This window comes from Brevirhabdus pacifica (assembly GCF_002797755.1).
GTDB classification, from domain to species: domain Bacteria; phylum Pseudomonadota; class Alphaproteobacteria; order Rhodobacterales; family Rhodobacteraceae; genus Brevirhabdus; species Brevirhabdus pacifica.
Genome location: NZ_PGFI01000011.1, coordinates 950794 through 975955 on the forward strand (window position 1 = coordinate 950794; position 25162 = coordinate 975955).

20 protein-coding genes are annotated in these 25162 nt (G+C 70.3%); 8 read left to right on the forward strand and 12 right to left on the reverse strand.

Annotated elements, in window-relative coordinates; genetic code table 11:
- Positions 1-14: 14 nt before the first annotated feature.
- The 5 genes from CLV77_RS04680 (at position 15) to CLV77_RS04700 (ending at position 5582) form a co-directional block, all read left to right on the forward strand.
- The gene (locus CLV77_RS04680; RefSeq protein WP_076979045.1) at positions 15-680 is read left to right on the forward strand and encodes a c-type cytochrome; all 666 of its coding nucleotides are present in this window, start codon (positions 15-17) and stop codon (positions 678-680) included.
- Position 681: 1 nt separating this feature from the next.
- On the forward strand, positions 682-1632 hold the full coding sequence (locus tag CLV77_RS04685) for a c-type cytochrome (RefSeq protein ID WP_197685757.1): 951 nt from the start codon (positions 682-684) through the stop codon (positions 1630-1632).
- A gap of 189 nt (positions 1633-1821) precedes the next feature.
- Positions 1822-4347 carry a heavy metal translocating P-type ATPase gene (locus CLV77_RS04690; protein WP_076979044.1) on the forward strand — a complete coding sequence of 842 codons (2526 nt, stop codon included), beginning with the start codon at positions 1822-1824 and terminating at the stop codon, positions 4345-4347.
- 61 nt (positions 4348-4408) lie between these two features.
- On the forward strand, positions 4409-4849 hold the full coding sequence (gene cueR / locus CLV77_RS04695; RefSeq protein ID WP_076979043.1) for a Cu(I)-responsive transcriptional regulator: 441 nt from the start codon (positions 4409-4411) through the stop codon (positions 4847-4849).
- Between the two features lie 46 nt (positions 4850-4895).
- Complete coding sequence (locus CLV77_RS04700; protein WP_076979042.1) at positions 4896-5582, forward strand: DUF3047 domain-containing protein; 687 nt, start codon at positions 4896-4898, stop codon at positions 5580-5582.
- A gap of 18 nt (positions 5583-5600) precedes the next feature.
- Here the strand turns inward: CLV77_RS04700 and CLV77_RS04705 are convergent, their stop codons facing one another.
- The 3 genes from CLV77_RS04705 to CLV77_RS04715 are packed head-to-tail and all read right to left on the reverse strand — an operon-like array spanning position 5601 to position 9114.
- Positions 5601-6260, reverse strand: a complete 660-nt coding sequence (locus CLV77_RS04705) for a VTC domain-containing protein (protein ID WP_076979041.1) — start codon at positions 6258-6260, stop codon at positions 5601-5603.
- On the reverse strand, positions 6257-8476 hold the full coding sequence (locus CLV77_RS04710; protein WP_076979040.1) for a hypothetical protein: 2220 nt from the start codon (positions 8474-8476) through the stop codon (positions 6257-6259). The genes CLV77_RS04705 and CLV77_RS04710 overlap by 4 nt, the downstream gene beginning before the upstream one ends.
- A gap of 2 nt (positions 8477-8478) precedes the next feature.
- Positions 8479-9114 (reverse strand): DUF4956 domain-containing protein, encoded by a 636-nt coding sequence (locus tag CLV77_RS04715; protein WP_083707677.1) that lies wholly within the window; start codon positions 9112-9114, stop codon positions 8479-8481.
- Positions 9115-9229: 115 nt separating this feature from the next.
- Between CLV77_RS04715 and CLV77_RS04720 the strand changes: the two genes are divergently transcribed.
- Positions 9230-9934 (forward strand): hypothetical protein, encoded by a 705-nt coding sequence (locus CLV77_RS04720; protein WP_144023241.1) that lies wholly within the window; start codon positions 9230-9232, stop codon positions 9932-9934.
- Positions 9935-9990: 56 nt separating this feature from the next.
- On the opposite strand, the gene CLV77_RS04725 is transcribed toward CLV77_RS04720, so the two are convergent.
- From CLV77_RS04725 to CLV77_RS04745, 5 genes are read right to left on the reverse strand one after another with little or no spacing between them, the layout of a single operon-like run.
- Positions 9991-11055, reverse strand: a complete 1065-nt coding sequence (locus CLV77_RS04725) for a hypothetical protein (protein ID WP_076979037.1) — start codon at positions 11053-11055, stop codon at positions 9991-9993.
- Positions 11055-12224, reverse strand: coding sequence for a GNAT family N-acetyltransferase (locus CLV77_RS04730; protein ID WP_076979036.1), 1170 nt, complete (start codon positions 12222-12224; stop codon positions 11055-11057). The genes CLV77_RS04725 and CLV77_RS04730 overlap by 1 nt, the downstream gene beginning before the upstream one ends.
- 5 nt (positions 12225-12229) lie before the next feature.
- Positions 12230-13438 (reverse strand): glycosyltransferase, encoded by a 1209-nt coding sequence (locus CLV77_RS04735; protein ID WP_076979035.1) that lies wholly within the window; start codon positions 13436-13438, stop codon positions 12230-12232.
- Positions 13435-14943 carry an O-antigen ligase family protein gene (locus CLV77_RS04740; protein WP_076979034.1) on the reverse strand — a complete coding sequence of 503 codons (1509 nt, stop codon included), beginning with the start codon at positions 14941-14943 and terminating at the stop codon, positions 13435-13437. The genes CLV77_RS04735 and CLV77_RS04740 overlap by 4 nt, the downstream gene beginning before the upstream one ends.
- Position 14944: 1 nt before the next feature.
- On the reverse strand, positions 14945-16741 hold the full coding sequence (locus CLV77_RS04745; RefSeq protein ID WP_157802005.1) for a GumC family protein: 1797 nt from the start codon (positions 16739-16741) through the stop codon (positions 14945-14947).
- Between the two features lie 488 nt (positions 16742-17229).
- On the opposite strand from CLV77_RS04745, the gene CLV77_RS04750 reads away from it, so the two are divergent.
- Positions 17230-18831, forward strand: a complete 1602-nt coding sequence (locus tag CLV77_RS04750) for a lipid II flippase MurJ (protein WP_076979032.1) — start codon at positions 17230-17232, stop codon at positions 18829-18831.
- On the opposite strand, the gene CLV77_RS04755 is transcribed toward CLV77_RS04750, so the two are convergent.
- Genes CLV77_RS04755 through CLV77_RS04770 form a run of 4 tightly spaced genes read right to left on the reverse strand, consistent with a single transcriptional unit; the run spans position 18822 to position 23652 of the window.
- Positions 18822-19787 (reverse strand): sulfotransferase family protein, encoded by a 966-nt coding sequence (locus CLV77_RS04755; RefSeq protein WP_076979031.1) that lies wholly within the window; start codon positions 19785-19787, stop codon positions 18822-18824. The two genes, CLV77_RS04750 and CLV77_RS04755, sit on opposite strands and share 10 nt — an antisense overlap.
- On the reverse strand, positions 19777-21042 hold the full coding sequence (locus CLV77_RS04760; RefSeq protein ID WP_076979030.1) for a glycosyltransferase family 4 protein: 1266 nt from the start codon (positions 21040-21042) through the stop codon (positions 19777-19779). Before CLV77_RS04760 ends, CLV77_RS04755 begins: the two co-directional genes overlap by 11 nt.
- Positions 21039-22433 (reverse strand): polysaccharide deacetylase family protein, encoded by a 1395-nt coding sequence (locus CLV77_RS04765; RefSeq protein WP_076979029.1) that lies wholly within the window; start codon positions 22431-22433, stop codon positions 21039-21041. The genes CLV77_RS04760 and CLV77_RS04765 overlap by 4 nt, the downstream gene beginning before the upstream one ends.
- Positions 22434-22437: 4 nt before the next feature.
- Positions 22438-23652 carry a sugar transferase gene (locus CLV77_RS04770; protein ID WP_076979028.1) on the reverse strand — a complete coding sequence of 405 codons (1215 nt, stop codon included), beginning with the start codon at positions 23650-23652 and terminating at the stop codon, positions 22438-22440.
- 343 nt (positions 23653-23995) lie between these two features.
- Here CLV77_RS04770 and CLV77_RS04775 point away from each other — a divergent pair, with 343 nt between their 5' ends.
- Positions 23996-25159, forward strand: coding sequence for a glycosyltransferase (locus CLV77_RS04775; RefSeq protein ID WP_170043948.1), 1164 nt, complete (start codon positions 23996-23998; stop codon positions 25157-25159).
- The last annotated feature ends 3 nt before the right edge of the window (positions 25160-25162 follow it).

Sequence of the window (25162 nt, forward strand, 5' to 3'; positions counted from 1 at the left end):
CAAGGATATCCACGATGAAAACGAAGAACCTCTGGGCCGCCGCTGCGGCAACCCTGGCAATCGCGACGGCCGCAGGCGCCCACAACGGCGCCACCGGCATCGTCAAGGAACGCATGGAAGCCATGGGCGCCATGGGCAAGGTGATGAAGACCCTGGCCCCGATGATGCGCGGCGAGGCGAAATACGACGCAGAGCAGGTCCGCGAAGGGGCCCGGACCCTTCGCCAGCATTCGGGCGACGAGGGGCTGACCCGCCTGTTCCCCGACGGCACCACCGGCAAACCTTCCGAGGCCAGCCCCGCGATCTGGGAACGGCCCGAGGATTTCGCGCGCCTGGCCGATCGTCTGGCAGCCTATGCCGACGGGCTTGAGAAGGCGGCGGACAATCCCCCGGCCAAGGGTGCGGGTCACGGCGCCGGCGCCATGATGGGCGGCGCCTCGGCAGGCTCGATGATGGGTGCGGCCCCCGCGGGCAATGCCGGTGCGTCCGGCATGATGGGCGGCACGTCCCCGATGGGCGGCTCGGGCTCTGCGATGATGGGGGGCGGTGCGGCCATGATGGGCAACACCCCGGTCCCCGCGCTTGAGGAACTGGCGGCGATGCCCGTCAACCAGGTCTTCACCGAGGTCAGCAAGACCTGTGCCGCCTGTCACGGTCAATACCGGCTTGAGGCACGCTGACATGCTGCGCAAAGCTGTCGGCCTTGCCGCCGCCGCCGCGCTGACGGGGGGGGCGGCCGTGGCCGCCCTTGTCGTCTGGCCGGTGGGGCGGACGCCTGACCCGATCCCGCCCGAGGGCAATGTCGAGCGTGGCGCCTACCTGGCGCGCGCCAGCGGCTGCATCGCCTGCCATACCGACTTCGAGAAAGGGGGCGCCCCGCTTGCCGGCGGCGCGCCGCTGAAGACCGATTTCGGGGTATTCTATCCACCCAACCTGACCAGCGACAAGGTCCACGGCATCGGCGACTGGAGCCGGGAGGATTTCGCCAAGGCGATCCGCCAGGGCGTCTCCCCCGAGGGGGAACCCTACTACCCGACCTTCACCTATCCGTTCTACGCCAACTTCACGGACCAGGACATCGCCGACCTTTACGCCGCCTTCACCACGGTTCCCCCCGTGGCCGAGGAGACGCCCGAGCATGAGGTTTCCTTTCCCTTCGATCAGCGTTGGGGTCTGAAGCTGTGGCGCGCCTCCTTCCTGGAACGGCCGCTGACCGATCCCGACCCGGGGCGGTCCGAGCTGTGGAACCGCGGCAAGGAGCTGGTGAACGGGGCCGCCCATTGCGGGGCCTGCCACACCGGGCGCAACTTTGCCGGCGCGCGGGTCTCCGAGGCGCGGTTCGAGGGCAGCGACTCGCTGCCCGGCGGGCGCAAGTCGCCCTCGATCCGGGCCCGCGACCTGCGCGAACGGGGCTGGACCGTCTCCAACCTGGCCTATGCGCTTCAGACCGGCCTGACGCCCGAGGGGGACGCCTTCGGCGGGTCGATGGCCGAGGTGGTGCAGAACGGCACCTCCTTCCTGCGCCAAGAGGATCTGACCGCGATGGCCACCTACCTGCTGGAGGCCGAGGCCGTTGATACGGCCATGTCGGGGGCCGCAGATCCCGCGCCCGAGGCGACGGTCGTCGATTGATCCCTGACCTTTCATGATCCGCAGGGGCGCCGGTTTGACCAACCGGCGCCCCCGCACTCCCCCTGCGACGCCGTGTTCCCCGCGTCCCGAAGATGGTCACGCATGCGTGACCGGCGCTTCTCGCCCTTGACCTTCCAGTAACTGGAATACCTAGAGTCGGAACAGCCACACCAATCCGCGGGGCCCCCCATGTCCGATCCCATCAAAGTCAAACTGCCAATCGACGGCATGTCCTGCGCCTCCTGCGTTGGGCGGGTCGAGCGGGCGCTTGCCGCCCTGCCGGGGGTAAGTTCGGCCCAGGCAAACATTGCCGCAGAGGCCGTCAGCGTTGAATATTCAGCCCCCGCCACCGCCGAGCAGATCATCGAGACGCTGGAAACCACCGGCTATCCGGCGCGCACCGCCAGCGTCACGTTCGACGTGGCCAACATGTCCTGCGCCTCCTGCGTGGGCCGGGTGGAGCGGGCGCTTGCAGCCGCCCCCGGCGTGGTCGAGGCGCGTGTGAACCTTGCCTCGGAATCCGCCACGGTCACCTACGTCCAGGGCGCCACAACCCCGCAGGATCTGGCTGCCGTGGCAACCGCTGCGGGCTACCCTGGAACCCTGCGCGATACCGGCGCCCCCATGGGCGAGGCCGCCCAGGAAGCGGGCGACCGCAAGGCCGAGGAAATGCGCCGCCAGGGCCGACTGACCCTGATCGCCGCCATCCTGACCCTGCCGGTCTTCATCCTCGAGATGGGCGGCCACCTGGTCCCCGCCTTCCACATGGCGGTGAGCGAGACAATCGGCCAGCAGGCAAGCTGGCTGATCCAGTTCGTTCTGACCACCATCGTCCTGGCCTGGCCGGGGCAGCAATTCTACACCAAGGGCTATCCCGCACTTCTGCGCGGTGCGCCCGACATGAACAGCCTTGTTGCGCTGGGCACCTCGGCTGCCTACGGCTACTCGGTCGTGGCGACGTTCCTGCCGGGGCTGCTGCCGGCCTTGACCCGCGCGGTCTATTACGAGGCGGCGGCGGTGATCGTCGTGCTGATCCTGCTGGGCCGGTTCCTTGAGGCCCGGGCCAAGGGGCAGACCGGGCAGGCGATCCGCAAGCTTGTGGGCCTGCGCCCCCAAAGCGCCACGGTCGAGCGGGACGGCGCCTTCGTCGAGATGCCCATCGACCAAATCGTCACCGGCGACCTGCTGCGGGTGCGCCCCGGCGAGCGGATCGCCGTCGACGGCGAGGTCACGGGCGGCGAGAGCTATGTCGACGAAAGCATGATCACGGGCGAGCCTGTGCCCGTCCTCAAGGCCACGGGCGCTCCGGTCGTGGGCGGCACCGTCAACGGCACCGGCAGCTTCACCTTCCGCGCCACCAAGGTCGGCGCCGACACCATGCTGGCCCAGATCATCCGCATGGTCGAGGAGGCCCAGGGCGCCAAGCTTCCGATCCAGGGACTGGTGGACCGCATCACCATGTGGTTCGTGCCTGCGGTGATGACCCTTGCCCTGCTGACAGTGGTGGTCTGGTTCTTCTTCGGGCCCGATCCGGCGGTGACCTATGCGCTGGTCGCGGGCGTGGCCGTGCTGATCATCGCCTGCCCCTGCGCCATGGGCCTTGCCACGCCGACCTCGATCATGGTCGGCACCGGGCGGGCCGCCGAGATGGGCGTGCTGTTCAGGCGCGGCGACGCGCTGCAAAGCCTTCAGGACGTGGACGTGGTCGCGGTCGACAAGACCGGCACGCTGACCCTCGGCCGGCCCGAGCTGACCGATTTCCAGGTCGCCCCGGGGTTCGAGCGGGACGACCTGCTGCGCCTTGTCGCCGCGGTCGAGCAGAATTCCGAGCACCCCGTCGCCCAGGCCATCGTCCGCGCCGCCGAGCGGCGCGGCGGCAGCCTGCCCGAGACGACCGAGTTCACCTCGATCACCGGATACGGGGTCGAGGCCCGCGTCGGGGGCCAGCGGGTGCTGGTTGGGGCCGACCGGCTGATGGCGCGCGAAGGGATCGACCTTGGCGAGCTGCTGGTTCGCGGCCAGGCCCTGGGTGAGGCGGGCAAGACCCCCCTTTACGCCGCGGTGGACGGGCGGGCGGCGGCGGTCGTCGCGGTCTCGGACCCGATCAAGCCGGGCAGCCGCGCCGCCATCGACGCGCTGCACGACCTGGGCCTGAAGGTCGCGATGATCACCGGCGACAACGCCGGCACGGCCCGGGCAATCGCCGGCCAGCTTGGCATCGACCACGTCGTCGCCGAGGTCCTGCCCGAGGGTAAGGTCGAGGCGCTCAACAGCCTGCGGGCCGAGGGTGGAACCCTGGCCTTCGTCGGCGACGGCATCAACGACGCGCCCGCCCTGGCCACCGCCGATGTGGGCATCGCCATCGGCACCGGCACCGACGTTGCCATCGAAAGCGCCGACGTGGTGCTGATGTCGGGGGACCTGCGCGGTGTGGTGAACGCCTTCGACATCTCGACCCGGACCATGCGCAACATCCGCCAGAACCTTTTCTGGGCCTTCGGCTACAACGTCGCGCTGATCCCGGTGGCGGCGGGGGTGCTTTACCCTGCCTTCGGCATCCTGTTGTCGCCGGTGCTGGCCGCCGGGGCGATGGCGCTTTCCAGCGTCTTCGTCCTGTCCAACGCCCTGCGCCTGCGCTTTGTCAGCCCCCGCCTGGCCGAGGGGGACGAGGGCCCCGAGACCGACACAACCCTGCATCCCGTGGCGGCCGAGTAGGCCGCCGCGATTCCGGGGGCGGTTCGCGCCCCCGGCCAAGACCATTGAAGGAGACCGCCCCATGAACATCGGTGAAATCGCCCGCCTCTCCGGCCTGCCGGCCAAGACGATCCGCTATTACGAGGAGATCGACCTTGTGCAGCCCCAGCGCGACGCCAATGGCTACCGGCGTTTCCGGCAAAGCGACCTGCACCGGCTCAGCTTTCTGGGGCGCGCCCGTTCTCTCGGCTTCACGATTGAGGATTGCCGCACCCTTATGCAGCTTTACGCCGACAAGGGACGCGCCAGCGCCGACGTAAAGTCCTTGGCCGAGGAGCACCTGTGCAAGATCGAGCAGAAGCTGACCGAGCTTGCCGAGATGCGCGCGACCCTGTCGCACCTGATCGACGCCTGTGCCGGCGACGACCGCCCCGATTGTCCGATCCTGGCCGACCTTGCCGCCGCCGCCGGAGAGGCCCCCGCCACGGCCGCCCCACCGGCGCGCAGCGCGGTTGGCGGGTGACGACGCCTCCCCGCGCAAGCCTGCGCGCCCTCAGAAGGATGTCCGCATGACACCCCCGATCCGACCCCGCAACATGGCGCATCGTTCCGCCCTGATCCTCGCTACCGCGCTGGGCATCACCGCCGGGGCAGGGGGCATGGCCCAAGCTGGCCCCGTCCTCTTCGATGGGGCCTGGAAAGAACAGGGGTTCCCTTTCAAGCGCGCCAACAGCTACCGGCAGGAGGGCGCGCGGCTGCGCGTCTCCTCGGACCGCTCGGTGTCGATCCTTTACCGGCGCCTCGATGGCAGGGAACGGGACGCCATGCGGGCCAACTGGAACTGGTCGGTCAGCGACGGGGTCCCGCCCACCGATCTTGCCCGCAAGGGCGGCGACGACCGGGATCTCGCGCTATATTTCGTCTTCGTCCCCGAGGCAGAGGCCGCCGGGCTGGAAAAGGCGGGGCTGACCCGGCTTCTGGCCAACGGATCCTCGCGCGCGCTGGTCTACGTGCGCGGCGGGGCCCACGGGCGGGGCCGCATCCTGGCCAGCCCCTACATGGGCGAGCGAGGCAAGACCATCGTGCTTCGTGACAGCGGCACCGGCGCGGCGGCCGAGGCCGTGGATCTCGTGGCCGATTACCGGCGCGCCTTCGGGCAGGCGCCTGGCAAGCTGCTGGGGATCGCGGTTTCGGCCGACAGCGACGACACCGGGACAAGCATCCGCGCGACGATCGGCGGTCTGCGCCTGCAATAGGCCGGGACGGGCGGGGCGCTATTCCCGGCCGGCCATCAGCGCCATGCTGGCATCGGCCAGCGGGCGCCCCCGGGTGACGGCCAACATGCCGTTGGCGAACTTGGAAAACCGCCGGCGGGGGATGTCGATCGCGTCCATCAGGTGGTCGGGCGACAGACCCACCGGCGCTTTCAGCTCGCAGACCTCCCAAGGCTCGGCCAGGCCCGGGTCGGCCTGTACGCCCACCTCGGCCTTGGCATAGCGGATCTGACGGTCGAACGTCACCCGGATGCCCCGAAAACTGAAATACCGCCGCAGGTAACGCACCTCGAGCCGGGGTTCGAGCACGCCGTAGGCCTGGTCGAAGATGCCGTCGCGCATCAGCCGCCGCACCTCGGCCTGGTCCAGTTTCCGGGTCAACTTGAACCGGCCCTCGACGGCCGAGATCTTGGTTTCCAAGGCGCCGCCCGCCGTGTCCTCCGCCTCTCCCTCCGGGTAATCGCGAATGCGGATCTTGCGCCGGGGCAGGACCCCTTCCTCCCCATCGGCCAGCATGCGGCAGTCGGGCGTTTCGAAATAGACGCTCCGGATCAGCCGTTCGGGGTAAAGCGTGACCATCCCCCGCGTGCGCATCCGCTCTTCCAGCTCGACCGCCTCGGACGGGGTCAGGGGGATCTTCTCTTCGTGGCGGAAGCTCATTGTCCCGACATCCTTTCCAGCACCGACTCGGCATCCACCGCGATCCGCCCGCCGCCGCATTGCACGTCCCCCACCACCAGGCGGCCGCCGAAGAATTCCTGTTTCTTGCGGTTGGCCTGCAGGCAGGTCGGCGCGGACCCGACCCTTGCTTGGCGCAGGGTCACTGTCGAGCCGTCTTTGGACGAAACCCCGATCGCCGCCCTCTCGACCCGCAGCGCCCCGGCCTCGAGGCGGCTGCCTTCGCCGACCGAGAGGGCCTTGTCGCCACAACCCCGTGCCTCCAGCACGCCCAGCCGGTAATTCCCGGCGCTGACATCCAGGCAATCGTTGCCCGCGTCGCTGATCGCCAGATGCTCGACCCGCAGGGAACTGAAATCCATGTCGATGGCGTCCGCCATGGCGCCACTGCTTTCAAGCGTGTCCATCCACCCGCTGACCGAGACGAGGTTGATCGCATCCTCGCAGCCACCGCCGGTGGCCGCGATGCGGGTGCCGTCCAGCACCGTGTCGTAGACCGTCAGGCAGCCGGTCAGGCCAAGGCTGTTGAACCGCTGGGCCGCCGGATCCTCAGGCTGGCCCTTGGCGGGTGGGAGCCCCTCCAGGATGATCCGCACCGGGCCCAGGCGGCCGCCCGAGATCACGAACCAATCATCGGGCGCGGTCTGGACCAGGCGGATGAGACGCCCGTCCTCAAGCAGATCTACCCGCCCGCCGGGGGCATGGCGCAGCAGGGCGGTGGTACCTGGTAGGGCGACCAGCCCCTCTGCCGGATCCTCGGGCGGGCCTTCCAGCAGCACGGTCGCTACGGATCCCTCCAGCCCCGTGGCACGCGCCAGCGCCAGCACCGGGTCCGCCTCGGACGACCAGCCGACCGCGTCCCGCCCCTTTATGGCCGAACCGGGAAGCCGCCGTTCCAGCCGTCGGGCGAAGGCCGTGTTGGGCGCGGCCTCGCGCAGGGCCAGGTCCTCGGGCGCCCGGCCCGCCGCCGTGGGGGGCAACAGATCATCCCCCAGCGCCGCCAGATTGTCCGACACCTGCGACAGGAATCGCGCGGCCCGGCCAGAGGCGCATCCGGACCCGCAGAGCGCCCGGAACCGGACCTCGAATTCCTCCGCGTCCAGTGCAGCCAGGCGGGCCGAAAGCCGGGCCACGACGCCCGCGTCGATCCCGGTCAGCCACATCCGCGCGTCGCCCGGACGCAGGTATTTGTTGCGCGCAAGCGCGGGGTCCGGGGCGCCGTCGTAATAGATCGGCTCGAACCGCCGGGCGAGGGCGTTCCAGTAGAACTTGCGATTGTGGGGCCGCAGCCCGTGGCTGGCGCGCATGGCCAGCATGATGGCCCCATAATCCCACCAAAGCGCGCGCGCGGCCGCGTCGCTGCCGGGCGGCGGGGGCAGGGCGCTGGACAGGGTTCGCGGGGCCAGCTCCTTGGCGTTGCCGTAACGGGCATAGCTGTGCTGGAGCCGCGCCAGCGCATCCAGCGACATACCGAGGGAGGCATCGCCCTTCGCGGCCCATTTGCCGTTGACCAGCCGCGCCAGCGCCAGGTCCTCGAAGGCAAAGGGCTCGGCCCCCGGCAGGTCGAAGATCAGCGTCTCGTCCCCCTCCAGAACCGGCCCCTCCCGCCGGCCGTTATGCTCCAGCATCTCTTTGGCGGGCACCTCCTGAAGCAGCATCGTCAGCGCGGCGCCGTTCTGAACCACGTCGATGCGGCGGGTGCGGGGGGCCAGCATCCCCAACCGGCGCAACAGCTCGGTCGCCAGGATCTCGTCGGCGCCGCTGCGGGTCTCCTCCAGGAACAGCTTGAAGCGGACGGCGTTGGCGATGTTGCCCTCTTTCAACTTCAGATCCAGGCTTTGCAGAAGCCGTCCCCGGCGAAAGGCGACGTGATCCTTCAAATCCCCGTGCTGGCGGATCCGGGCGCCGTAGGTGCAGCTGCCGAAATCGTATTCCAGCCGAACGTCGGCCTTGAAGGATTTCTTGTAACGCGGGGCGATGTTCTCGCGCCGCGAGGTGACGATGCGAAACCCGTTCTCGACCCATTTGCGGTACTTGCGGGTCTCGATCACGATGCGGCGCAGGCTGGCGATATCGGCCAGCTCGGCGGCATGGGCAGCGGTCGGGAAATCGCAGCCCTCCTGCTTCGCCGCGGCCCCGCCGGGAAGCGCGAGGGCGCCCATGAGCGCGAGTGCGGCGATCCACGCCCCGCGTGCCATGGTCAGGCGGACATGAAGGCCACGCGGCTGACCTGCGGATTGCCGTCCATCTCGCGGCTCAGATCCAGCAGGTCCTCACGCGAGGCGCTTGCGAAGCGATAGATGTTGCCCTCCTGCCCACGGGTGAAGCTGACCAGCTCGGCGCGGCCCATCAGCTCCTCGAAGGCGGCCTCGGAATAGACCTCGAGCGTGTTGAGGGAATTGCCTTCGGTAAAGGACACGTTGTAAAGCGGTCGCCCCCGGAACCGCCAGGACCAGCGGTTCAGCACCTCGGTCCCCACAAGGATCGCGACCGCGCTGCCCACCAGAAGCGCCAGCCAGGCCGGGCTGACGGCGGCGGCGATGCCGGTCGAGATCATCAGGAAATAGACCACCAGCTCCAGCGGCGATTTCACCGGGTTGCGGAAACGCACGATCGACAGGGCGCCCACCATCCCCAGCGACAGCGCGATGTTGCCCGAGATGATCGAGGTCAGCGCATAGGTGATAATCGGCAAGAGGATCAGCGTCAGCGTGTGCGAGTAGGATCGGATCCAGGTCTGACGCGAGAACATCACCGCCTGGCGGATCAGGATCGACGAGACCAGCAGCATTCCCACTTGGAGGATCTTGTCCAGTTCAGCTAGCAATGGGTTCATGAGATGTCCTTCCCAGTTGGCGTGGCCCCCGATGGCGTTGCCCGCATTGTCGCGGGGCGCTGCCCGTGGCCGTCTGGCCCGGGGCAGGGCGGCCGTTGTCGTGATGGCTGTGGCGATGCTGCTGGCAGCCGGCGTGCCCGGCCGGGCGCAGGTGCTGGAGCATGAGCGTTTCAGCGATGCCCGCACCCTTTCCCAGCGTCCCGACCTGGGTGTGCAGCGTCAGGCGGGCGAGGTGCGGCGCGTTCCCGACCCGCTGGGCGGGGGGCGCGAGGTTCATCGTTTTGCCGCCGGGCCGAAAGGCCGCGCGGGCAAGGACCGGGTCGGCAAGGCCGCGCTGATCGTGCCATTCGCCACCCTGCGCCCGGGCGACCATCTGGCCGTGCGGGCCGAGGTGATGATCCCCGAGGGAGCCCCGCGCAACTCGGTCCACCTGATGGATATCGAGTGCAAGCATTGCGGCCAGCGGGGCAACCCGGGGCTGCGCCTTTACCTGCGCGACGGGCGGCTGCGGATCGACCGCAAGAAGATCGGCGGGCGGCACGCCTGGGCCTACGACCGCACCCCGCGCCTTGCCCCCGGCCGCTGGGTCGAGATTGTCTGGTCCCTGCGGCTGGGCCTTGAGGGGGATCCGACCCTGTCGATCGTCACGCTGGACGGGCGCACCGTGCTGCGCAACCGGGGCCGCAACCTGCCGGACCTGCCGCCGGATCGGGCCGGGGTGGACCGGCTTCAGATCGGTGTCACCGCCAACTCGAACCCCGGCGAGGCGGTGGTCTATCTGCGCGGCCTGGAGCTGACGCGCCAGCGGGCGGACCGCTGAGGGGTTTCGCCCACAGGGCAAATAATTATCGAGTGTTATCAGGGCGCTGAATGCCATCACTTCAACCCCGGCCTCAGCGCGCCCAGGGCCGCGAAAAGCGCCGGGCGCAGCACGAAGTTATGCACCCTTGTCAGGCGCACCACCCGCATGGGAAAGCCCAGCTTGAAGCGGTCGCGCCCCTCGGCGCCGGGGTCGGCGCGCGCCACCCTTGGATCGGTCAGCCCGGCCACGTCCAGCCAGCGCGGCCCGTCCTGGCCCGCCATGGCCTCGGCCCCGTAGCGGCGGATCGCGTGCCAGAAGGTGATGTAGCTGCGCGGCAGCTTCGAGTCGGGGTCGGCCCAGGCCAGCCCCACGTTCAGCACCCGCGGCCCGTCGCGCAGGATCGAGAAGGCGCCGAAGGGCGCGCCGTCGATCTCGATCAGGGCAAAGTCGCCCCCCCGGGCCGCGACCCAGCGCTGCTGCGCCCCGAGGTCCGGTTGGCCGCGCAGGTCGAGGCCCCGGTCGGCGGCGAAATGCCCCTGCCAGCGGCGGAAAAGCTCGAGGTCGGCGGCCCCCGACAGGGGCCGGACGTTGATGTCCCGCTTTTCCAGGCCGCGCAGCTTGCGCCGGGTATGCGAGTTGCAGGCCGCCAGGATGGCGTCGGGGCCCAGGGAAAGATCGATCAGCCCGGTGACGCTGTGCAGGTTCTGGCGCCCCGGGCGGGCGACGGTGCCAACCGGGCGGTCCTTGGCGGCACTGGCCATGACGGCCTCCGCCCGGTCGGCATCGTCGTCCTCCCAGCGGGGGTTGGCGGTCACGGCAACGAAGCCCCGGCGCGCAAGCTCGGGCAGAAGCGCGTCCAGCGCCGCGGCCAGCGCCTCGGGGTCGGCGGTGACGGGACCGCGCCGGAACGCGCCCAGGGCATAGCCCCCGGGCAACCGCGTGCGGCGCAGAAGGCCGTAGCCGCGCAACTCCTCGCCCTCAAGCAATTCGACGTGCAGGTAGTCGTGCCGCCCGCCACGCGGGGCCACGTCGATCCAGCCCGGGTCCTGAAGATAGCTGTAGCCGGCGCTCGCCCGGCAGAAGGCCTGCGCCCGCGCCCGGTCCTGCGGGTCCAGCACGGGGGAGAGGCGGGCGCGCATCAGCCCGCCGCCCCGTTGGGCCCGTGTCCGTCAGGCGCACGCGCCCCGAAACGGGTGCCGCGCCGGCCCTTGGTCCAGCCGGTCGCGCGTTTTTGCAGGCGTCGCAGGGCCTGTCCGCCCAGAAACACCAGGATCGCGGGGTCGAAGGGGCGGCTCACGATCACGCGTTCCAGCTCGCGCGTGTCGGTGGCCACGTCGGCGTTCAGCGCGTTGGTGCGCATAAGGTCCAGGGCGCGGACCTCGGGATCCTCGAAGGCCTCTCGCACCCAGTGCATCATCGAGTTGCGGCCCGCGCCGAGGGTGGCGAATGCCTCGTTGAAATCGTTGGCCATGCCGTGGTGCACCCCGTCATGCACCAGCGTGAACCGCCCGGCGACCACCGCATCGCCCTGTCGGCGGACCGAGAAAAGGCAGACCCGGTCGCCCAGGTTCTCCGACAGGCGCTCAAGGAACCGCCGGCCGGGATCGGTCACGCCCAGCCCGGTGCCCGTGGCCGCCTTCCACGAGCGGCAAGATGCCTCGACAAAGCCCAGCCGCGCGGCGGACCCGTCGCGGTCCGAGCGCAGCTCGACCGCGCCGGCCTGCGCCAGCTTGCGCTCGGACCGGTTGAAATTGCTGCGGGTCTTGGGCTTGCACTCGGCCAGGTAGCTGTCGAAATCGCCCCGTGCATCCACCCGGGCCGCCCGCATGGTCATCTTGCGGCGGGCACGCAGGCCGGCGGTGCGGGACGCATGCTCGGCGGCCTCGGCGTCGTGGCTTTCCAATGGCTCCAGCAGCAGAACCGAAAACAGCGGCAGCCGCAGCAGCCGGGACAGCGCGGCGTCGGCGTTGGGATCGACCCCCGGCACGCCAATAGAGGGATGGACGAGCCACTGCGCCAAGCCCGACCGTCCGTGCCCCATCACCGCCCAGGTGCGCGCCCGCCCGGCATGCTCCATCGGCAGCGCCGCCATAAGGCGCGACCCCTGCCACAGCAGGGTGATGCGCAGGCGCCGGCCCCGGCCCAGGCTTTCGCCCCAGGCGCGCAGGTATCCGTGATGCACGAAGATGCCGCCGCCGGCCTCCTGATGCAGCCGTTGCCAGGCGCCCTCGATCTCGCGGAAGCGGGCGGGATCGGTGACGATCTCGGTCTGCATCGCCTCGGCGCAGGGGATCTTGGATTGCAGCATCGGATCTATTTCCCCCGCTTTCGGTTGGTCGCGGGGATGGCAAGGGCCACGGGGACGGCGCGGGCGGGGACATCGCGCACCGGTGTCCACTTGGCCGAACGACGCCCGCTCATGGCGCGCAGGACCCCGGCGGCCATGGCGGCGTGGCCCATCGTGAACAGCACCGCGACTGAGGCCCCGGGCACGCGGCGCAGCGCCGGCAACGCCCAGGCCCCCAGCCCAAGCCCGTGTACCGCCAGTTGCAGGACCAGCGTGCTCCAGGTCAGCCAGCCGGCGTCGCCGCCCGCAACCAGCGCGATGTTGGCCATCAGCAGCACCGGCAGAACAAAGGCCACCAGCCGGCGCAGCGCCTTGTGACAGAAAAGCTGAACGGCATAGAGGCCGCTGCGCGCGGGGTTCATCAGCCCGGCATGGGCCATCAGCCCGCGCCAGCCCCGCTCGGTCGAGCGGACGCGGCGGGCCAGCTCGGCGCCGGTGCGGCCGGTCACGGGCTCCACCGCGACGGCGCCAGGCGCATAGGCCAGCCGGTAGCCGCGCGCCACCACGCCCAGCGAGATCACCAGGTCGTCGGCCATGTCCGGGGGCACCGTCCCCACAAGGAACCGGCGCACCGCGTAAAGCGTGCCCTGGGCCGAGACCGTGCCGCCCAGCCGGTCCTCGGCCCGCTTAAGGGCGTTGTCATAGCGCCAGAACAGCCGGTCGGCCCGGCCCAGAAAGCCGCCCCGCGCCGCGATTTCCAACTGGCCGATGCTTCCGCCGACCGAAGGATCGCCGAAGGGCGCAAGCAGCCGCGCAAGTGCCCCGGGCCGCAGCAGCGCGTTCGCGTCCGAAAAGATGACCACCCGGTCGCCGTCGATGGCGCCCAGCCCCGCGTTCAGCGCGGCGGCCTTGCCCTCGTGCGCGGGGAGTTCAAGCAGCCGGACGCCCGCCACGTCCAGGGCGCGGACCTGCGCCGCTGTATCATCCTCGGACCCGTCCGAGACGACGAGGATCTCAAGCGCGTGCCCGCCCAGATCCTGCGCGAGGACCGAGCGCAGCTTGTCGGCGATGTCGGCGCCCTCGTTGCGGGCGGCGATCAGCATGGTGGCGCGGACCGGGGTGCCGGGGTGCGGACGGCTGCGCCCGAAAAGCCGCGCCAGCACGATCCACAGAAGCCCGTAACCGACCAGCGAGAACAGCACGATGCCGCCCGATATTGTATAAAGCCAGCTCATGTCCGGTCCCCCGGTGCGGGGCGTGCCAACAGGCGTCGCGGGTCCGTCTGGGGGGCCGGTGCGGGCGCGGGCCGTGGCATTGTCTCGCGCCCGGCGGTCAGCGCAAGCTGCCCCGAAAGCGCGGCCAGCAGCCACATGTATTTGGTATCCTCGTTGGGCATGAAGAGGCTCGCCAGCAGAAACGCGCCAAAGCCATAGGCCAGCCCCCGCGCAAGGGCTGCGCGCTGTGGATCACGCTCGGCCCGGGCGGTGCGCACAACGGCGGTGAAGGCGGTCAGCAGCACCGCGAGGAACAGCGCCAGCCCCACCAGCCCGGTTTCGGCGGCCACCTCCATATAGGCGTTGTGAAGCTGTCGGCCGCCCTGTTCGCGCCCCGGATACCAGCGGTATTCATGCCCCGCGTAGACCGTGGGATAGGCGCCGGGCCCGATGCCCGCGACCGGATGGCGGATCACCTGTTCCACCCCGATCAGATTGTAGGACATGCGCCGCAGCAGGGTGCGATCGCTTGTGTTGGCCCCTTGGAACACAGCGGCGAAACGCTGGGTCGTCGTCTCGGGCAGGAACGGCAGGGCAGCCAGCGACAGGCTCAGCCCCAGGGCCACCACCAGCGGAAAGATCCGCCGTCCGCGATAGCGCCAGAGCAGCACGAGGCCAGTCACCGCAAGTGCCAGGATCGCGCTGCGCGCCGCCATCATCGCCAGTGCCACCAGGCACAGGGCGGCAAGACCCGCACAGAGGGCGCGCCGCTGCCGCCCCTCGATCGCAAGCAGGATCCACACGAAGCTGCTGGCCAGGACCATGTGCGCAGCCGTCGTCGGGTTGTAGGCCGACGCCCCGGCCGAGCGGACCTGCCCACGCCAGGCGGCGATGTCGGCGGGGTCGGCATGCGGGATGATGCGGATGCCGGTCAGCGTCTCAAGGATCACCAGCGCCGCCGAGATCGCCCCCGAGACACCGACGACCAGGATCAGCAGCCGCACCCGCGCATGGCTTGTCGCGGTCAGCGCCAGCATCGGCACCAGAAGGATGGTGCTGAGAAAGCCGATCAGATGGTTGCGCCCCGCCGCACGGTAGTCCGACACCAGGTAGCTGACCACCAGCCAGCAGGCAAAGCAGAGCGACAGGGTGACCACCGCGCTGGGCCGGGGGCGGCCGGCCCAGGTCCGGTGGCGGGCGGCCTCGATCACGATGGCGGCAAGGGTCACGGCCGTCAGCAGCTTGAAAGCCGAAAGCGGCAGTGCCTTGCTGAGCATCAGCGCGAAACCGTCGAGCTGTGAGAACGCCGCCAGCGCGGTCATCCCGGCAAAGGGGTTTAGCAGTAGCCACAGCCCGGCCAGCGCCGCCGGCACCGCCGCCACTGCCAACAAAGGCCTCCCCGAGAGCGCCAGCGCAAGCCCGCCGCCCAACAGGGCCAGCAGCGCCGCGCCGGGACCCGACCGCGCCGCGCGCGCCGGACCATGCGGCGCGGCGGGGGCGGAGAACATGGCGGCGGGGGCGGTCATCTCAGCCGTCCACGAAGACAAGGAAGACGGGCGCGCCCAGCCGCCGCGCGACGACGCCTACGACCTCCGAAAGCTCGTCGATGGTGATCTCGTCGCGGCCGAGGGTCACGATGACCTCACCGGCCTGGCGCGGCAGGCGCGACCAGAGCCGGTCGTCGATGAAACTGCCCAAGAAGGTGCGGCCCCGGCTGGGGGCCAGCTGTTCCAGGATGCGACCGGCCAGGGCGGCGCGGCGGTCGCTGGAATAATCGATCACAACCCGAGCCCCGCCTTCGGGGTCGGGTTTCAGCCCTGCCAGCGGCGCCAGGACATGATCGCGCAGTGCCCTGAGGCGCAAAGCGCCAAGGTGACCGCGCAGGGAGGGCCAGCGCCGGGCGGCAAAAGACGACCCCAAGCGCCTGCCACCAAGCCGCTCGCCCAACCCTTCGCCCAGCCCGGCGACCATTCGCCCGGGCGACAGGGGATCCGGGCGCTCGGGCCCGCCCAGCCGCCGGCGGGTCAAGGCCACGTCCGACGGGCGCAGGGCCGGCAGGCTGCGGGTGCCCGGCACCTCGCCCAGGTCGGCCCGGGTGGCGGCGCTGCGCGAGGTCGCGTCGCGCAGCAGAACGGCTATCAGCGCCAGCATCAGCCCCGCAATCGCGGCGGCCATGGTGTTGACCAGGACCTTGGGGCTGTCGGGATAAAGGGCGGGCCGTGCCGGATCGACGATGCGGATCGCGTCCAGCCCCTCGGACCGGGCCAGGTCCAGGGTCAGCAGCCGCTGCGAGATGTCGTTGATCTTCTCCTCGGCCTGGGCGATGCGGTCGGCGATGCGGACCAGCGGCGCCTCCTTGCCCGAAAGCTGGGTCAGGGCGGCCTCGGTCGCGGCCAGGGTCTGTTCGCGGTCGGCGATGCGGCGTTCCAACTCGAGGGTGGCAAGCTCGCTCATGCTCAGCTCAAGCTGCATCTCCGGCGACAGGCCCGAGCGGCGCAGCCCGGTGTCGTTCTGGCTGAGGGCTGCGACCTTGACCCGGCTGGCCGACAGCTCGATCAGGTCGTCCTGAAGCTTGACCTCGGTGCCGTCGCGCCGGGCCAGCAGGGCGGCGCGCTGGGCGGGCAGATCGACGATGCCCAGCTTGCGGCGCAGATCGGCCTCCTGCTGGCGCAGGTCGGCAAGCCCCGCCTCGGCCTCGCGGCGGCGCTGCTCGAGGTAGCTGCTCATCGTGCCCACCTGGTCGACGGCCTCCTCCGAGGCGCGCCTGCGGTATTCCTGGGCCACGACATTGGCGATCTCGGCGGCGATCTCGGGGTCGTCCCAGCGCGCCTCGATCTTCATGATGTATGAGGATTCGACGATGTCGATGCGGATCGCCTTGCGGATCGCGGCGATGCGCTTTTCCTCGGCAGGGACCTCGACGAACCGGCCGGAGTTGATGACCCGCAGCCCGCGCTTCACCGTGCCCTTGATGGCGCGCAGAGCACCAATCAGCCCACCTGACGCAGGCTTGGCCGCGGCCTCGGCGCCGAACTTGGCGTCAAGGCGCCCGGCCACCCGGCTGGCGATCTCGCGGCTGGTCAGATACTCGATATGGGTCTGGGTCACGACATTGGCCGCGTCCGACGACGACGAGCGTACGAAGCGCCGCGAGAAGCTGAGTTCGGCGTCCGACGGCTTGACCGTCACCTTGGTCGAGGCGGTGAAGACAGGCGCGCTCAGCAACAGGTAGAGCGAGACGGCAAAGGCCAGCGCCGCGGCCGCCAGCGGCACGCCGATCAACAGCCTGCGATGCAGGCGGGCCAGTTCAAGATAATGCTGCACGTGGGGCCTGCCTTCCATGGGAGATGAAGGTTTCGGGGCAGGGGGATCTGTGTCCTACCTGACCGAAGAGGCCTGATCGTGGGGATGGCGGTGCCGGGAAGCGGCCCGACGGGTAAGCCGCGGCCACGCCCGTTCCGAAGCCGGTGCCATCCTTCCCTCCCACGCCACGGCACAACGGCCGCAACGCCTCGAGGACGGCGCGCTTCGGGGTCGGTCCCGTGGCGTCACGCTTGCTCACCCTGTCACCCTCATGTTCATCGCCGCCCCCGGATCCAGTCCGGCCGCCATCCGCGCCCCCGCGCAGCTGGCTTGAATGCGGCGAAAATCGGGCCCCTTCCCAGCACGATTGAGACACTGGCCCTGAAATCGCCTCAATTCAAGAAATTAGCCGTGAACAGACTGTTTCGCATTCGGCCATTGGCTGCCATGATCCCGCCACCGATACCGGGGGCGGCGGCCGCCGGATCGCGGTCCGGGAAGGGGCGTTCATGTCACGCACGGTGGCCAATATCCTGCTGCTCACCCTGCTCAAGGGCTCGGGCCTTCTGCTCAGCCTGGTGCTGGTGATGCTGCAGACGGCGGTGCTTGGCACGGGGCCGCTGGCGGATGCCTATTTCATGGTGCGCCGCCTGATCCTGTCGGCGATCAACATGACCGGAGAGGCGACCAACCAGCTTTTGGTGCCCGAGTTCGTGCGCCAGACCGCCCGGCAGGGCGCGGGGCGGGCGCGGCGGGCGATGGCCCGGGGCGGCGCGGTTCTGGTGCTGGGGTCGCTGGTTCTGGCGGGGCTGGTCGCGGGGTTCGCGCCCGCGGTGGTGGCTGCGCTGGCGCCGGGGTTCGACACCCAGCGGGCGGGCGAGGCCGAGCTGCTGTTGCGCATCGCCGCGATCTGTCTGCCGCTGGCGATGATGGGCGGTGTCGCGGGCGCCTTCAACTTCTCGCGCCGCCGCTTCGGCATCACCACCCTGGCGCGGATGGCGCCGCGCCTTGTCCTGGTGCTGGTCCTGCTGGCGATGGGCGCGGCAGCAGGGCCGGTGGTCCTGACCTGGGCGATGGTGGCGGGGGTCGCGATCTCGACCGGGGTCGTGATCTGGAAAAGCCTGCGCGAGGCGGGGCGCGACGCGGGCGAGGAGGACGAGGCGCCGGCCGAGAACGCGTTGGCCGAGAGCGCAGCCGCCGCGACCAACCAGAGCGACGGGGATGCCGGGCGACGACGCCAGCGGGCGGCGGCGATCGCGATCAACGTGGTGGCGCAGATGGCGATGGGATGGCTGGATGCCGGCCTCGCCTCGCTGGCCGGAGCGGGGGCGGTGACGGTGCTGTTCGTGGCGCAGCGGTTGCTGAGCTCGGCCCCCGGGGCGGTCAATTCCTCGGTCACGGCGGTGTTCTACACCGAGTATTCCCACGACGCGGCCAGTGCGGCCGAGGGGCGGGACGCGCGCGGCGGTCAGGTCGCCGCCGCCGTCCGGATCAGCCTGTTCATGGTGGTGCCGCTGGCCTTCCTGATCCTGGTTGCCGCGACACCCCTGGTCCAGGTCCTGTTGGAGCGCGGTGCCTTCACCGCCGCCGATACGGCGGCCACGGCCCAAGTGATGCGTCTGCTGTCGCCGCTCTTGCTTATCAACGCGGTGCTTGCAGCCTTCCTGGCCGCGACCCTGGCCGACGGGCGGCTGCCGCTGGTGCGGATCTTCCTGTGGTTTTCGTTGGCGACGCTGGGGCTGCGGCTGGTGCTGGGGCTGGCGCTGGTGGAGGGGGCCGGGCTTGCGGGCCTGGCACTCGCGATCATCCTGTCATCCTGCGCCGGGGCGCTGGTTCTGGGCCGGGCGCTGGGCCAAAGCCACGGGCGGCTGTTTCTTGGCCACGACCTGCGGGCGCTGGGGGTGATGCTGGTCTCAGGGGCGGTGGCGGCCTTGGGGGCCATGGTGCCGCTGCAACTGGGGGGCGTGGCGGGGCTGCTACTGTCGGGGCTGGTGCTGGCGGGCCTGTTTGTCGCCGGCTGCGCCCTTGGCCGCCTGAAAGAGGTGATGGTGCTGAAGCGTCTGATGCTTGCCCGCTGGCGGCGCGGGCGCACGGGTGCCGATCAGTCCTGAACCGGTCCCGCCTGCCGTCCTGCGGCCTCGGCCTCGGACCAGACCCAGTGGGGGAAGATGGGGCGGCGGCGCGACTGGGCTGCCCGCGCGGCCATGCGGGCGGCCGCCAGCGCCGGACCCGGCGCCGCGTTCACCAGCCCGCCCGCCAGGCGGATCGCCAGCCGGTCGGCCGGGGTCAACGCGCGGCGGCTGCGGTCGGCGCGTTCCTCCCGTCCGGGCGCGAAGCTGGAATTGGCCTCGAAAGCCGAGAGCAGCCTTTCCGGCGCATCAAGCCCCGCCTTGCGGAATACCGGCGACAAAGCGTCGGTCGGATTGAGAGCGAGGTCCGTGAACAGCACCGGCGTCACCCGGTCGGGATAGGTCTGTGCCAGGCGCTGCATCAGACGTCGGTGCCAGTTGTTCGACCCCGCCCCCCGAAGGATCGCGGCCCCCCGGCGAGGCCAGCGCGCGGGCACCCGCCCATAGGCCCAGAGGCGCGAACGCACCAGCCCCAGATCGTCGCGATGCACGCAGACGAAATGGGCATCGGGCATGGCCCGGGCCAGGGCAAAGGCCAGCGGCGTGTGATGGGGCGATTTCTCGACCCAGGCGGCGCGGCCGTCGCGGGCGGCCAGCGTGTCCATCGCTCCCCTGAAAAAGGCCTCGGGGCTGTGGCGTGGAAGCTCTGCGGCGGCCAGTGCGTCGATCCCGGCCAGGCGGCCATAGTCGCTGTCGACGAATTCGGCGATCGCGCGTTTACGCGCGGCGAGGTCCGACCAAGGGCCATAGGCACGGGCAAAATGCGAAAAGAACAGGCTTTCATGCACCCCGCGATGGCGGGCCGCCGTCACCGCCGCGACCCGTGGATCCGAGGCCAGAAGGTTCGCAACCCAGGTCGTGCCAGAACGCTGGATGCCCAGAACGAAGATGGGCCGGGGGGATGTCGCGGATAGGGAGGGCGCGCGATCAGCCAGCATCGGGGATGATCCGTTCGGGCGCAAGGGGCGCGGGCGGGGTGGCAGCCGTGGCCGCCTTCAGCGGACCGGTGCGGGTGAACATCTCAAGCTGGCGGGCGGCGTTGCGGCGCAGGTCGAACTCGGCCGCGACATGGGCCCGCCCCGCCACGGCCAGGGCATGTGCTGCGTCAGGGTCGTCGCGGACCTCAACCAGCGCGCGGCGCAGGGCGTCGATGTCGCCCGGCTCGGTCATCAGCCCGGTCTCGCCATCGCGGATCAGCTCGGGGATGCCCGAGACGCGGGTGGAAATGGCGGGGCGCTGGTGGGCCAGCGCCTCGATCATCACGTTGGGAATGCCTTCGGTCCGGCCCTTCGGCCCGATCACCGACGGGGCGACGCAGACATGCGCCGCCTCGATCAGGCCCGAGATTTCCTCGAACGGGCGCGCGCCCAGGAAGGCCACCCGCGCCTCCAGCCCCAGGTCCCGCGTCAGCGCCTCGAGGCGCGCACGCTCGGGGCCGTCGCCGGCCAGGTCCAGCCGCCAATCGCCATCCAGCCCCGCCAGCGCCGAGAGCAGCACGTCCACACCCTTTCGCTGTTGCAGGGCGCCCACGTAAAGGACGCGGAATGTCCCGTTCCGGGGCGCTGGGGGCAGGGCCGGGATCGCGGCCACGTCGACGCTGGAATGGATGACGTCGATATCGGCCTCGCCCACGCCCGCGACCTTGCGGGCCAGGAAGACGCGGGTGAACTCGCTGACGCTGCGGACCGCCGAGGCGGCGGCGAATTTCTGGGCCAGCAGCCGTTGGCTGCGAAAGATGTCATGGGCCCGGCAGGAGACCGAGTAGGGAACGCCGATGGCCGCGTTGACGATCCAGGCGGCGGTCGCCGGATGACCCGCAAACTCGGCATGGACATGGTCGGCGCCCCATTCGCGAAGCTCTTCGGCGATGCCGAGCGCGGCGGGCAGCAGGGCCAGCGACTTGGCCGCCATCACAGGCTCCGCCCCCTGGTGGCGCAGGATCCGCGCGGCCATCCAGGCGGCCGTGAGGGGATGGCGCAGGACGCCGGCCACCGCCGCGCCCGACCCAAGCCCCAGGTGCCGGGCCCGCCCGGCCAGCGGCGCGGCGAACCCGTGCAGGATCTGATCCTTGCGCCAGGGCGCCAGGTGATAGATCCGCAGGTCCACGCCCGCCTCCAGAAAGACCATCAGGTCGCGCAGGATGAAGGTCTCGGTCGTCTTGGGGAACTCGGTTACGAAAACGGCAAGTTTCACGGCGTCGGTCCAGTCTTGGCAAGGGTTCGGGACGGGGCGGAAGAGGGGGCGGCCATGTCGTGCGGCCGGCTTCTGCGCAGGGGCGCTGTCAGGCGCTGCCCCGCGGTGACGGCGCGGCGGATGCCGCCCAGGGCCAGCAGCACCAGCCCCCAGTAGAGGTTGCCCTGGAAACAGCGCAGGGTGGCGCGAAACCCCAGGTCGTCGGCCAGCGGACAGCGCAGCCCGATCCAGTCCTGCCCGATATGGATGCGGCTGATCCGCTCGGTGGGCTCGTGGGGCGTGTTGCGCTCCCGCGCGCCGGTCGTGGCGACGAAGCCCGCCTTCACCGCTATGTCATGCGCGGCGGCGCTGGCCACGTTCTGCGGCCAGCAGAAGATGCGGGCGGGGCGGCCAAGTTCGGCCCGGAAGACCTGCTGACAGCGGGCAAAGACCTTCGTGACGCGGGCCGCGTATTCCGCCGGTGTCTCAAGGTTTTGCGGGGAGGAGCCGTCGGGCCTCCAGGCGCGGGCCGCCAGGGCAGGCGCGCTGCGGCGTACCGGCGCGCCCAGGGACACGATGGCGGGAGCGGCGGCCAGGTACCAGTCGTGCTTGGGCCCCTGATCGGCGGCCCATTGCTTCCAGGCCAGGCGTTTCCAGTTTCCGGCGGTCAGGGTCTCAAGCACGGCAGCCCCCGTCTCGACCCTTGCGTGGTCGGTCCCATGAGCCTCGATCGTGAAGACGCCCGAGGCTTCCATCTCGCGCAGTTCGTCCCAGCGCAGGTAGCCGTCCCAGCGGGGGGTGGCGCTGTCTTCCATGGTGGGGCGCAGGCCGGGGGCGGGATCGACGAAATCGATCGACACGAAAAGCGTGGCGCGCAACCCGTGGCGGCGCAGGATCGGCCAGGCCGCGACCCGGTTGTCGAGGTAGCCGTCATCGAAATGGAGCACTGCCAGATTGTCCGGTAGGGCCGCCCCGAACCTTCGCATGCGCATCAGCTCGGCATCGTCGATGACGGTCACGCCCATGCGCCCCAGCTGCCCCATCTGGCGGTCCAGCACCTCGGGGCGGATCGAGATCTGTCGCGCCCAGGGCAGCCAGCCAGGCTGACGGCTGACGCTGTGATAGGTCAGCACCGGCACGCCGCCGGGCAGGATCATCGACGGATGCAGGACCAGCGCCGCAAGACCCGCCCAGGCCAGCGCCGGCAGAAGGGCCCAGACCCCCGCGCCAAGGACCCAGCCGAGGGCAACCAGCAAAAGCGGGGCCGCCACCACCCAGCCCAGCCAGCCCAGCACCCGACGACGCCGCAGCGGCGCCCGGTCGGTGGGGTGCCGATCCTCGGGCCGGCAGGCGGCAGGGTCGGGGGCAGCGGATTGCGCGGCCCCGGGCAGGAGGTGAAGGGGATTGCCCATCCGCTCAGCCCGGGATGACGGCGAGATCCAGGAAATACCGCTCGATCCGGTATCGGCCCAGCGGCGAGGGGATCGAGTAGGTCGCAAAATGGGCATAGCCCGACAGGCCGATCCCCATCGGCATCACCGACTTGATATGGGCGGTGATGCGCACCCGGGTGCGGCGGCCGCCCCGGCGCTTGCGCACCAGCTCCATGCTGTAGTCGCCCGGCGCCAGCGGCTGGGTCGTGGCGAATTGCAGGACCTCGTCGGACATGCCCCCAAGGGCGCCCGCGACCGGACCTTCGGGCGTTTCGATGTTGACCGTGGCGTTGCGCGGCTTGGCAAAGCCCGAGTAAAGCCAGCGGTGCGAGCCCACCGGCGAGCCCGCGTCACGCAGGGCGGAGAACAGGGTCAGCACCCCCTTTATCAACACGTTCAGCCCCACGAGGAAGACGAACCCGGCCATGCGCGGGTAGTTGATATGGGTCCGGCAGCACATGGAGTTGAAGCGCGCCCGCACCCGTTTCGGCGTCTGGTGGGTCATCAACGCTTGCGCAAGCCCCGTGAGGCCCGGCCGCACCAGGAAGCGAAGCTCGTTGCCCGGGGCCTCGGCGGCATATTGAGCGGCCAGCTCGGGGCGGGTGGGGCGGGGGCCGAAAAAGACCATCTCGCCGCGCAGGATGTTGATGAGCTGCGGCAGCTCGTCCATGCGCGAGCTGCGCAGGTAGGAGCCGACCGAGGTTTCCAGCTGGGTCCGCTTGGGCAGGGTCCCGTTGCTGGTCGCCTTGGCGGCGCTGGGATCGAGCGTGCGGAATTTGAGGATCTGGAACGGCACCCCGTAACGGCCGATCCGGGTGCCGGAGTAGAAGATCTGGCGCGATCCCGACAGCAGGATGATCGCGGTGATGGTGAGGAACAGGGGCATGGTCGACAGGATCAGAAAGGCCGCCAGCCCCCGGTTCAGAACCTGGTCCAGCATCTCGTTCCGCGGCAGGTAGCCCGAGCGCAATTCGCGCCCGCTGAGCAGCCCGCGCGCCCGGCCGCCGTTGACCAGTCGCAGATGGCGTTTCCATATCGCCGAGCGCAGGGCGCTGTTGTCGCCCGCGCCTCTTGCTGGCGAGGGAATGGCCGACGCCGTTGCGGCGGCAATCCTGGCTGTCATCTTTGAAGGAAGGAACCGGCCGGGCAGGAATTCTCCTGTCACGGGCGGCAGCGTCTCGGCCGGCTTGCTATCCACGGCTGTCTCTTTCCAGTTCCCGTCCGCAACCCGCGCCGAAGAAGCAAAAGCCCCTTCGATCCGCCGCGAAACACGCGCCCGTCTCAATGCCACCCGCTTTCGGTGTTTGCCGGATGAGCCGATGACGCAAGCGAGGTCTTGGAAACAGTCTGTTTTTGGTCTGACGGATGACATGATTTTGCTGCAATTGCGCCTTTGCGCCCCTGTTGTGCCCAGATTGGTGGCGCAGGCCCGATTGTTTCCACGCGGGGGTTCAATCCGTTGACCCGGCGGTGATTGTTTGGGCGGGCGCAAAAGGACCGCGCTTGTGCAGAATCACGGCCCGTGGCAAGCCGTGGGGGTGTTGACGCCCTCCGATAACGCTTCGCTGCGCATCGGTTTCGCCCTGCCGCATCTGCGGGCAGGCGGGATCGAGGTGGGCGTGCTGGCTCTGGCCAACGAGCTGACGCGCCGTGGCCACCAGGTGCATCTGTTCCTGCGCCGGGCCGAGGGCCAGCTTCTGGAAGAGCTTGATCCGCGCGTCCGCCGCCACGACGCCGGGGGGCGCCGCGCCATCGCCCTCTCGGGCTGGCTGGCCCGGGGGCTGACGCGCGAGGGCATCGCGCTTCTCTACAGCGGGACCAACGCGATGAACCTTGGCGCCGCGCTGGCGCTGCGGCGCATGACACCCGACGCACGCCCCGCGCATATGCTGTCAGAGCACAGTACCCCGGCCGCCTACCTGTCCCAGGCCAAATGGCCCATGCTGCGCCGCCTGGCGATGCGCGGGCTTTACCCCCGCGCCGATTGCTTGGTCGCGCCGCTTGAGGGGCTGGCGCGTGACTGGCTGGATCACTTGGGGTTGGACCGTCCACGGCCCGCGACCCTTCCCAACCCCGTCCTTCCCGATGCCCGGGAAGGGGCTGAGAGTGTCACCAAGGCCCCCCGCCAAGGGGTCGTCGCTGTCGGTCGGCTGCACCACGACAAGGGGTTCGACAAGCTGATCGCGGCGATGGCGCTGCTGCGCGACGGCGGGGCGGCCCCCGACCTGACGATCTGGGGCGAGGGCGCTGCCCGCCCCGCGTTGGAGCGGCAACTGGCTGAGTTGGGACTGTCTGAGAATATCCAGCTACCCGGCGTTACCCGCGAGTTGCCGGCGCGGCTGGCGCGGGCGCGGTTGTTGGTCGTGCCCTCCCGCCGCGAGGGGTTCGGAAACGTGGTGGTCGAGGCGCTGGCGGCCGGAACGCCGGTGCTGGCCACCGACTGCGCCGGGCCCGCGCATCTTCTGGCTGCTGCGGGCGGGGCGGGGCGCCTGCTGCCGCGCGACGCGCCGGACCTGCCGGGGCTGATCGCGCAGGCGATGACGGAAATGCTGGCAGGCGATACCGCGCTGGCCGAGGCTGCGCGGCGCGGGACGGCCATCGCGGCACCCTATCGTCTGGGTGCCGCGACCGACGCGTTCGAGGGACTGGCCCGCGCACTGCTGCGCGCCCGCCCCGCCTGGACGAACCCCGGGGACGGCACGTAAGCG

What these genes read in the sequence shown, in the direction of transcription:
- CLV77_RS04700 (WP_076979042.1), top strand. Translation starts at nt 4,896, where the DNA reads ATGACACCCCCGATCCGACCCCGCAACATGGCGCATCGTTCCGCCCTG.
- CLV77_RS04725 (WP_076979037.1), bottom strand. Translation starts at nt 11,055, where the DNA reads ATGCGCGCCCGCCTCTCCCCCGTGCTGGACCCGCAGGACCGGGCGCGG.
- CLV77_RS04690 (WP_076979044.1), top strand. Translation starts at nt 1,822, where the DNA reads ATGTCCGATCCCATCAAAGTCAAACTGCCAATCGACGGCATGTCCTGC.
- CLV77_RS04730 (WP_076979036.1), bottom strand. Translation starts at nt 12,224, where the DNA reads ATGCTGCAATCCAAGATCCCCTGCGCCGAGGCGATGCAGACCGAGATC.
- CLV77_RS04765 (WP_076979029.1), bottom strand. Translation starts at nt 22,433, where the DNA reads ATGGGCAATCCCCTTCACCTCCTGCCCGGGGCCGCGCAATCCGCTGCC.
- CLV77_RS04740 (WP_076979034.1), bottom strand. Translation starts at nt 14,943, where the DNA reads ATGACCGCCCCCGCCGCCATGTTCTCCGCCCCCGCCGCGCCGCATGGT.
- CLV77_RS04685 (WP_197685757.1), top strand. Translation starts at nt 682, where the DNA reads ATGCTGCGCAAAGCTGTCGGCCTTGCCGCCGCCGCCGCGCTGACGGGG.
- CLV77_RS04720 (WP_144023241.1), top strand. Translation starts at nt 9,230, where the DNA reads ATGCTGCTGGCAGCCGGCGTGCCCGGCCGGGCGCAGGTGCTGGAGCAT.
- CLV77_RS04680 (WP_076979045.1), top strand. Translation starts at nt 15, where the DNA reads ATGAAAACGAAGAACCTCTGGGCCGCCGCTGCGGCAACCCTGGCAATC.
- CLV77_RS04710 (WP_076979040.1), bottom strand. Translation starts at nt 8,476, where the DNA reads ATGGCACGCGGGGCGTGGATCGCCGCACTCGCGCTCATGGGCGCCCTC.
- CLV77_RS04735 (WP_076979035.1), bottom strand. Translation starts at nt 13,438, where the DNA reads ATGAGCTGGCTTTATACAATATCGGGCGGCATCGTGCTGTTCTCGCTG.
- CLV77_RS04705 (WP_076979041.1), bottom strand. Translation starts at nt 6,260, where the DNA reads ATGAGCTTCCGCCACGAAGAGAAGATCCCCCTGACCCCGTCCGAGGCG.
- CLV77_RS04715 (WP_083707677.1), bottom strand. Translation starts at nt 9,114, where the DNA reads ATGAACCCATTGCTAGCTGAACTGGACAAGATCCTCCAAGTGGGAATG.
- cueR (WP_076979043.1), top strand. Translation starts at nt 4,409, where the DNA reads ATGAACATCGGTGAAATCGCCCGCCTCTCCGGCCTGCCGGCCAAGACG.
- CLV77_RS04750 (WP_076979032.1), top strand. Translation starts at nt 17,230, where the DNA reads ATGTCACGCACGGTGGCCAATATCCTGCTGCTCACCCTGCTCAAGGGC.
- CLV77_RS04755 (WP_076979031.1), bottom strand. Translation starts at nt 19,787, where the DNA reads ATGCTGGCTGATCGCGCGCCCTCCCTATCCGCGACATCCCCCCGGCCC.